At 74.3% G+C, this 6,356-nt stretch carries 7 protein-coding genes; 3 read left to right on the plus strand and 4 right to left on the minus strand.

The window, feature by feature from the left end:
- Positions 1–6: 6 nt before the first annotated feature.
- Positions 7–1,602, minus strand: coding sequence for a SulP family inorganic anion transporter (locus tag ABZ641_RS22710; RefSeq protein ID WP_359984357.1), 1,596 nt, complete (start codon positions 1,600–1,602; stop codon positions 7–9).
- Between the two features lie 228 nt (positions 1,603–1,830).
- Between ABZ641_RS22710 and ABZ641_RS22715 the strand changes: the two genes are divergently transcribed.
- Positions 1,831–2,307 (plus strand): hypothetical protein, encoded by a 477-nt coding sequence (locus ABZ641_RS22715; RefSeq protein ID WP_344622703.1) that lies wholly within the window; start codon positions 1,831–1,833, stop codon positions 2,305–2,307.
- Between the two features lie 100 nt (positions 2,308–2,407).
- Here the strand turns inward: ABZ641_RS22715 and ABZ641_RS22720 are convergent, their stop codons facing one another.
- The gene (locus tag ABZ641_RS22720) at positions 2,408–2,833 is read right to left on the minus strand and encodes a MarR family transcriptional regulator (RefSeq protein WP_344622704.1); all 426 of its coding nucleotides are present in this window, start codon (positions 2,831–2,833) and stop codon (positions 2,408–2,410) included.
- A 76-nt stretch (positions 2,834–2,909) separates the two neighbouring features.
- Between ABZ641_RS22720 and ABZ641_RS22725 the strand changes: the two genes are divergently transcribed.
- On the plus strand, positions 2,910–4,229 hold the full coding sequence (locus ABZ641_RS22725) for an aldehyde dehydrogenase family protein (protein WP_344622705.1): 1,320 nt from the start codon (positions 2,910–2,912) through the stop codon (positions 4,227–4,229).
- A 142-nt stretch (positions 4,230–4,371) separates the two neighbouring features.
- On the opposite strand, the gene ABZ641_RS22730 is transcribed toward ABZ641_RS22725, so the two are convergent.
- Together ABZ641_RS22730 and ABZ641_RS22735 are read right to left on the minus strand one after the other, a co-directional pair.
- On the minus strand, positions 4,372–5,067 hold the full coding sequence (locus ABZ641_RS22730) for a type 1 glutamine amidotransferase domain-containing protein (protein ID WP_359984360.1): 696 nt from the start codon (positions 5,065–5,067) through the stop codon (positions 4,372–4,374).
- A 128-nt stretch (positions 5,068–5,195) separates the two neighbouring features.
- Positions 5,196–5,951 carry a protein phosphatase 2C domain-containing protein gene (locus tag ABZ641_RS22735; protein WP_344622707.1) on the minus strand — a complete coding sequence of 252 codons (756 nt, stop codon included), beginning with the start codon at positions 5,949–5,951 and terminating at the stop codon, positions 5,196–5,198.
- Between the two features lie 174 nt (positions 5,952–6,125).
- Between ABZ641_RS22735 and ABZ641_RS22740 the strand changes: the two genes are divergently transcribed.
- Positions 6,126–6,356 (plus strand): thiamine pyrophosphate-binding protein (locus ABZ641_RS22740; RefSeq protein WP_359984362.1); only part of this gene is annotated, 231 nt, incomplete at its 3' end.

Here is a 6,356-nt window from a genome sequence, read left to right on the forward strand (position 1 = left end):
CGCGCATCATCCGCAGCGACTCGTGCCAGGCCCGGTTGGTGCGCCAGGTCTCGGCGACGAACAGCTGCGCGAAGGACGGGTAGGCGGCGATGAAGCCTCGACGTTGGCCTCGGCGTTGAGGACGAACCAGTGCACCGGCTCGTGCTGGTCGTCGACGGCGGCCAGCGCGCGGCGGCGGAAGTCCTCGGCGTTGGCGAAGAAGAGCGGCGAGTCGTAGCGGTAGACCACCAGGCCGGGCACGGTCTGCGCGGCCGGGTAGTCGTCGACGTCGTGCATGCCGGCGACCCCCGGCACCGTGCCGAGGACGGCGTCGTGCGGGCGGGCCACCCGGGCCAGCAGTTCGGCGATGGACAGGCCCACCGCGACCAGCACGCCGTAGAGGATGTCCAGCGCGAGGACGCCCGCCAGGCAGCCGAGTGCCAGCAGGAACTCCCCGCGGCGGAAGGAGAGCAGCCGGCGGAACCCCGACACGTCGATCATGCGGACGGCCGCGTAGACGACCAGGGCGCCGAGGACGGCCGTCGGGGTGTGGCTGAGCAGCGAGCTGAAGAACAGCAGCACCGCCACCACGGCCAGCCCCGCAGTGAGCGCGTACGCCTGGGTACGGCCGCCCGTGGACTGGGCGAGCGCGGTGCGGCTGGCGCTGCTGCTCACCGGGAAGCCGTGCAGCACACCGGCGCCGACGTTCGCCGCGCCGAGCGCCAGCAGCTCCTGGTCGGCGTCCAGCCGGGTGCCGTCGCCCGGGGTGGCGAAGGCGCGGGCCGTGAGGATCACGTCCGTGTAGCCGACCAGCAGCACGCCCAGGGCGGGCAGCACCAGCTGGGACAGGTCGGAGAGGCTGGGGAAGTCCGGGCTGGGCAGGCCGGGAGGGATCGCGCCGATCACCTTGATGCCGTGCTCCTCCAGGCCGAAGGCCGCCACCACGGCCGTCCCCAGCAGCAGTGCCAGCAGCGGGCCCGGGACGCCGCGGAACCGGCCCGCGACGAAGAGGAAGAGCAGCGCGGCCGCGCTGAACACCACGGTGGCCGCGTGGAGGTCGGAGATGTTCTCGAAGAACGACACCAGCTGGGGGAAGAAGCCCTCGCCCTCGGTCTCCACGCCGGTGAGCTTGGTCAGCTGGTCCACCATCATGATCAGGGCGACGCCCGCCAGGTAGCCGATCAGGACGGGCCGGGACAGCAGGTCGGCGACGAAGCCGAGCCGCGCCACCCACGCCACCACGCAGAGCAGACCGACGACCACGGCGAGGGCCGCGGCGAGGACGGCGTACCGGGAGCTGTCCCCGGCGGCGAGGGGCCCGATCGCGGTGGCGGTCATCAGCGCGGTGGTGGACTCCGGGCCTACGGAGAGCAGGCGGGAGGAGCCGAGGACGGCGTACGCCAGGATCGCCGGGAGGATCGCCCACAGGCCCGCCACCGGCGGCAGGCCCGCGACACTGGCGTAGGCCATCACCTGGGGCACCAGGTACGCCGCCACGGTGGCACCGGCCAGCAGGTCGCCCCGGATCCAGTCGCGCCGGTAGTGCCGGAGCACGGGGAGGCCCGGGGCGGCGGGTACGACGCGGTGCCACCACGGGTCGGGGGCGTCGGTCTGCTGCGACACGGGGCTCTCCCTTCGCCTGGGGACATGATGCCCCGGAACCGGCCGGACGCAGGTCAGGCCACGCACGCCGGACACCGGCGGTCGGGCAGGTCCCGGCCGGGGCGGTGCCGGCGGCCCCGGGCCGGGCCTCCCGCAGCGGCGGCCGGCCGTTCCTGACGGGCGGTCAACCGCATGCCCGTGCGGGACATGGGTAGGTCTGGGGGCATGGGACCTCTAGAGCCGAACCCGGTGGAATTCGTCATTGGTCTGATCTGCTTCTTCGTCCTGTTCGGGATACTCGGCCGGCGCGTGCTGCCGCGGATCGAACGGACCCTCGCGGAGCGCGAGGCGGCCACCGGCGGGCGGCTCGCCGAGGCCGAACGGATCCGCCACGAGGCCCTGGAGCTCGACGAGGAGCGCCGCGCGCAGCTGGACGCCGCCCGCCACGAGGCGGCCCGCATCCGGCAGGAGGCCGCCGAGGAGGGCGCGGCCCTGGTCGCGGCCGCCCGGGCACAGGCACTGCGGGAGCGCGAGGAGCTCGTCGTCGCGGCGCAGGTGCAGCTGGCGGCGAGCCGGGTGATCGCCGAGGCCGAGCTGCGCGAGGACGTGGTGGTGTCGGCGGTGCAGCTGGCCGGCCGGGTGGTCGGCGAGCCGCTGGCCGGGCTGCCGAGGACGGAGGCCGCGGTTGCGCGGTTCCGTGCCGAGCGGGAGGCGGCGGCGGACTGAGCGGACGTTCGGGCGGGCGGCGGACGGTGGACGGTGGCCGGCTCCTGGAGGCCCTCGGAGCCGGCCGCGTGCGTTCGGACCCGGGGCCGGCCGCGCGGGTTCAGTCCCGGGGCCGGCCGAGCAGTTCGCCGAGCCGGTGCAGCAGCGGGAGCAGGGCGCCGCGCTCGGTGGGGGTGAGGTCGGCGAGGGCGCCGTGGACGGTGTGCATCTCGGCGCGCAAGGACCGGGCGAGCCGGTGCCCGTCCCCGGTGGCGTGCACCGTCTTGCTGCGGCGATCCTCGGGGGAGGGGGTCCGCGCCACCAGTCCGCGGGCCTCCATCCGGGCGACCAGCCCGGTGGCGTTGGAGGCGTCGCAGACCAGGTGCTCGGCGAGCGCGCTCATGCTGAGCGGGTGGTCGAGGGCGATGAGCGCGCGGGCCTGGGTGGTGCTGAGACCGTGCCGCCCGGCGACCGCCGCCAGGTCGTCGTAGTAGCCGCGGACCACGCGGGCGAGCGGCTCCACCAGGTCCGACGCATCTGGATTCACTTGACATCCTCAAGTAACCGGCGTTTCCTGAAAGCAGGTAGTTGAGGATATCAACCATTCCCTGCGAGGAACCCCCATGAACGACCGCCCGGCCGAGCAGCCCGCCGACCTCGTCGCCCGCCTGCGCGCGGCCTTCCGCACCGGCCGCACCCGACCGCTGTCCTGGCGCACCGGGCAGCTGCACCGGCTGCGCGCGCTGCTCACCGAGAACGGGCCGGAGCTCGCCGCGGCGCTCGGCGCCGACCTCGGCAAGAGCGAGCAGGAGGCGATGCGCACCGACGTCGACTTCGTGGTGCGGGAGATCGACCACACCCTGGAGCACCTCGCCGACTGGCTGCGGCCCGAGGACGCGCCGGTGCCCGAGCGGCTGGCCGGCGCACGGGCGCGGACGCAGTACGACCCGCTCGGAGTCGTCCTGGTGATCGCCCCGTGGAACTACCCGGTGCAGCTGCTGCTGGCGCCGGTCGCCGGGGCGCTGGCGGCCGGCAACGCGGTGGTGGCCAAGCCCAGCGAACTGGCGCCGGCCACCTCCGCCCTGCTCGCCCGGCTGCTGCCCGCGTACCTGGACACCGCGGCGGTCGCGGTGGTGGAGGGCGGGGTGCCGGAGACCACGGCGCTGCTGGCCCAGCGGTTCGACCACATCTTCTACACCGGCAACGGGGCGGTCGGACGGGTCGTGATGCGGGCCGCCGCCGAGCACCTCACCCCGGTCACCCTCGAACTGGGCGGCAAGTCACCGGCGTTCGTCGACGCGGGGGCGGACCTCGCGGTGGTGGCGGAGCGCCTGGTGGCGGGCAAGTTCCTGAACGCCGGCCAGACCTGCGTCGCCCCGGACTACGTGCTGACCGACCCGGCCACCGCCCGCGCGCTGGAGCCGCTGCTGGCCGACGCGGTGGAGGCCCGGTACGGCGAGGACCCGGCCGCCTCGCCGCTGTACAGCCGGATCGTCAACGAGCGGCACTTCGACCGGCTGGCCGCGCTGCTGGGCTCCGGCCGGACGGTGGTCGGCGGCGGCCACGACCGGGCCGGCCGCTACCTCGCGCCGACCGTGCTCGCCGAGGTGTCGCCGGACTCCCCCGTGATGCAGGAGGAGATCTTCGGCCCGATCCTGCCGATCGTCGAGGTCGCCGGCCTGGACGAGGCGATCGACTTCGTCAACGACCGGGAGAAGCCGCTCGCCCTGTACGTGTTCAGCCCCTCGGAGGAGACCCGGCGCCGGCTCGCCGAGGAGACCTCCTCGGGCGGGCTCGGGTTCGGCCTGCCGCTCGCCCACCTGACCGTCTCCGACCTGCCGTTCGGCGGGGTGGGGGAGAGCGGCATGGGCAGCTACCACGGCCGGTACTCGATCGAGGCGTTCAGCCACCGCAAGGCGGTGCTGGAGGTGCCGGTCGGCTGACCGGCGTCCTTGCCGGGAAGAGGGGCGGGCGGGAACAAGCGGGAGCAGGCGGAAACGGGCGGGAGCCGGTGGTCGGCTCCCGCCCGTTCTGCTTGATGATGTCAAGCAGTTGTCGTGTCCCGGGACCTACCGGGCCGCTGCCTCAGCCGATCGCCTTGAGCAGCTCCTCGGCCAGCGGGCCGGACGAGGCCGGGTTCTGCCCGGTGTACAGGTTGCGGTCGGTGACGGTGTACGGCGCCCAGGGCTCGCCCGCCGCGTAGTCGGCGCCGAGCGCCACCAGCCGGTCCTCCAGCAGCCATGGGGCGCGGTCGGCGAGACCGGCGAGCCGCTCCTCGGTGTTGCTGAAACCGGTCAGCCGGTACCCGGCGACGGTCGGCGTGCCGTCCGGGCGCACCGCGGCGAGCAGCGCGGCCGGACCGTGGCAGACCACGCCCAGCGGCAGGCCGGCGTCGAGCACGGCGGTGAGCAGCCGGCCCGAGTCGGCGTCGACGGCGAGGTCCTCCATCGGGCCGTGGCCGCCGGGGTAGAAGACGGCCGCGTAGTCGGCCGGGTCGACGTCGGTCAGCGCGACCGGGTGCCGCAGCGGCTCGGCGGCGGCGATCGCGGCGGCCGCCTCGGCGGCGTTCTCCTCGCCGCCGAGGGCGCCGGCGGACAGGCTGCCGGCGTCCGCGGTCGGCCGCACGCCGCCCGGCGTGGCCACCACGACCTCGTGCCCGGCGGCGGTGAAGGCGCGGTACGGGGTGAGGAACTCCTCCGCCCAGTAGCCGGTGGGGTGCTTGCTGCCGTCGGCCAGGGTCCAGTGGTCGGCGCCGGTCATCACAAACAGGATCTTCGCCATGTCGGCGGTCACTCCTTCGGTGGGCTCTCCCCCGACGCTAGGCCGCCGACCCTCGGTCGGGCCAATAGCCGGACCGATGGGAGCCATCGGGAGCCCGATGGCTCACCCGATCGGCGGCGGCCGTCGGCTCACTCCTCGATCCGCACCAGCGCCAGGGTGATGTTGTCCGGTCCGCCCGCCTCGATCGCGGCCCGCCAGAGCTCGAAGGCGGCCCGCTGGTCGTCCTCGCCGGCGAGGACGGCGGCCAGCTCCTCCGGCGGCACCGGGTCGGTCAGGCCGTCGCTGCACACCAGGTAGCGGGCGCCGGCCGCGGCGGGCAGCCGGCGCAGGTGCGGCTCGACCTCGCGGCGGACGACGGTGCCGCCCAGGGTGCTGGTGACGATGTTGGTGGTGCGCCGGCCGGGCGGGGGCGGCGGGCTGTCGTCGGTGCTGAGCAGCCGCAGTTCGGGGGCGGCGGCCGTCCCGGCGATCTCGAAGACCTGGCTGTCGCCGATGTTGAACACCAGGACGTGCTCGGCGCTCAGCACCAGGCCGGCGACGGTGGTGCCCATGCCGGTGAGGTCCGGGTCGGCCTCCGCGGCCTCGTACAGGGTGCTGTTGCAGGAGCGGAGTTCGCGGCGGACGTCGTCCTCGGAGCGCAGGGCGGTGCCGGACGCGGCGAGCCGGCGGGCGGTGAGCGAGGAGGCGACCTCGCCGGCCGGGTGGCCGCCGAGTCCGTCCGCGACCGCCACTACGACGGGCGTGCCGCCGAGCGGGAAGAGCAGGGTCTGCGGGCTCTCGGTGACGGTGGCGCAGAGCGTCCACGGTCCGACGGCCAGGCTGTCCTCGTTGTGGTCGCGGACCAGGCCCTCGTGGCTGAGCGCACTGACGGCGATGTACGGCATGCGGCTCGCCCCCTCTCCCTCCCCATTGTGGTGCCCGCCGGGCCACCCCCGCCGAAGTCTTCAACGATCTGTTGAAACCTACCTTGACGCTCCCCGCGGCCTCGGCTTACTTTGATTCCGCAGTCCAGAATCAGTATTTCACATTGCGGAACTTCCGCCGGGCAGGAGAAGCCGATGCCTCGAATGACAGCCGCCCGCGCGGCAGTTGAGATCCTCAAGCGCGAGGGCGTGACCAATGCGTTCGGCGTGCCCGGCGCGGCGATCAACCCCTTCTACGCCGCCCTCAAGGCCGCCGGCGACGTCCACCACACACTGGCCCGCCACGTCGAGGGCGCGTCCCACATGGCCGAGGGCTACACCCGTGCCAACCCCGGCAACATCGGCGTCTGCATCGGCACCTCCGGG

Origin of the sequence: Kitasatospora sp. NPDC007106 (assembly GCF_040634455.1) — a bacterium.
GTDB classification, from domain to species: domain Bacteria; phylum Actinomycetota; class Actinomycetes; order Streptomycetales; family Streptomycetaceae; genus Kitasatospora; species Kitasatospora arboriphila.